The sequence below is a fragment of the Rhodovulum tesquicola genome (assembly GCF_024128855.1).
Lineage (GTDB): Bacteria > Pseudomonadota > Alphaproteobacteria > Rhodobacterales > Rhodobacteraceae > Rhodovulum > Rhodovulum tesquicola.
Genome location: NZ_JAMYDV010000057.1, coordinates 1 through 1,343, shown reverse-complemented (window position 1 = coordinate 1,343; position 1,343 = coordinate 1). Strand labels below are relative to the sequence as shown.

Annotated in this window: 1 protein-coding gene; it reads right to left on the bottom strand. The window is 66.0% G+C overall.

What is annotated here, in order from left to right:
* Positions 1–57: 57 nt before the first annotated feature.
* A complete protein-coding gene (locus NHN26_RS17340; RefSeq protein ID WP_132694151.1) occupies positions 58–1,254 on the bottom strand; it encodes an IS256 family transposase in 1,197 nt (398 codons plus the stop codon).
* Between the last annotated feature and the right edge of the window lie 89 nt (positions 1,255–1,343).

Genomic DNA, 1,343 nt, shown 5'->3' with positions numbered 1-1,343 from the left:
GATAGTGTCCCACGTCGTGGTGTAGGAGCGCCGCCCCTCGGAGAGGTCAGGGCTTGATCAGGAAGCCACGGCTGGCAGCCTGACGGTGGGATTGTCGGTCACGCGGGCGAGCGTTTCAAGGCTCATGTAACGCCGTGCGACCGCCCATTCGTCGTTGGTCTCCAGCATCAGCGCGCCGACAAGGCGGATGATGGCCTCGTCGTTGGGGAAGATGCCGATCACGTCCGACCGGCGCTTCACTTCGCGGTTCACCCGTTCAAGCGGGTTGGTCGAGGCGATCTGGGTCCAATGCTCGCGGGGGAAGGTCATGTAGGCCAGCACGTCGTCGCGGGAGCTGTCCATCAGGGCGCCGAGCTTGGGCTGCTTCTCGCGCAGGGCATCGGCCACGATCTCCCACTGGGCTTCGGCGTCGGCCTTGGTTTCCTGCGCGAAGATCGTCTTCAGCATCGCCGCCACCGCGGTGCGCTGCTTGGCCGGGGCATGGGCCAGCGCGTTGCGCATCCAGTGAATGCGGCATCTCTGGTGGGTGGCGTTGAACACGCGGCGCGCGGCGGCTCGCAGGCCCTTGTGGTCATCGGCGATCACCAGCTTCACGCCCCGCAGGCCCCGGTCGGCCAAGGACCGCAGGAACTCGGTCCAGAAGGTCTCGGCTTCGGATGGACCGGTGGCGACGCCCAGGACCTCGCGCTTGCCGTCCTCGTTGACCGCCACCGCAATTATCACGGCCTTGCTGATGATGCGCCCGCCTTCCCGGACCTTGAGGTATGTCGCATCCAGCCAGAGATAGGGCCACGCGCCCTCGAGCGGTCGGGTCAGGAAGGCGTTCACCCGCTCGTCGATCTCGGCGCAGAGGCGGCTGACCTGGCTCTTGGACATGCCGCCTGCGCCCATGGCCTTGACCAGATCATCGACCGAGCGCGTCGAGACGCCGTGGACGTAGGCTTCCTGGATCACCGCCACCAAGGCCTTCTCGGCCGTGCGGCGCGGCTCGAGGAAGCTGGGAAAGTAGCTGCCCTTCCGAAGCTTGGGGATCTCCAGCGCGATCCGGCCCGCCCGGGTATCCCAGTCGCGGTCGCGGTAGCCATTGCGCTGAACCTCCCGCATCGGGGTGCGCACGCCCTTCGTCGCGCCGGTTCTCAACTCGATTTCGGCTTCCATGATCCGGTCAGCTGCGAAGGCCAGCATCTCGCGCACGAGGTCGCCATCGGCCTGCTTCTCAACCAATTCGATCAGCGCCATTCTGTCATCGGTCATCGTCGTCTCCGTTGTCGGTTTCAGGTCTCGCAACCCAAACCTTCTCCGAAGATCGGCGATGACCGCCAGCGTCACCAACGGCCGCGCGC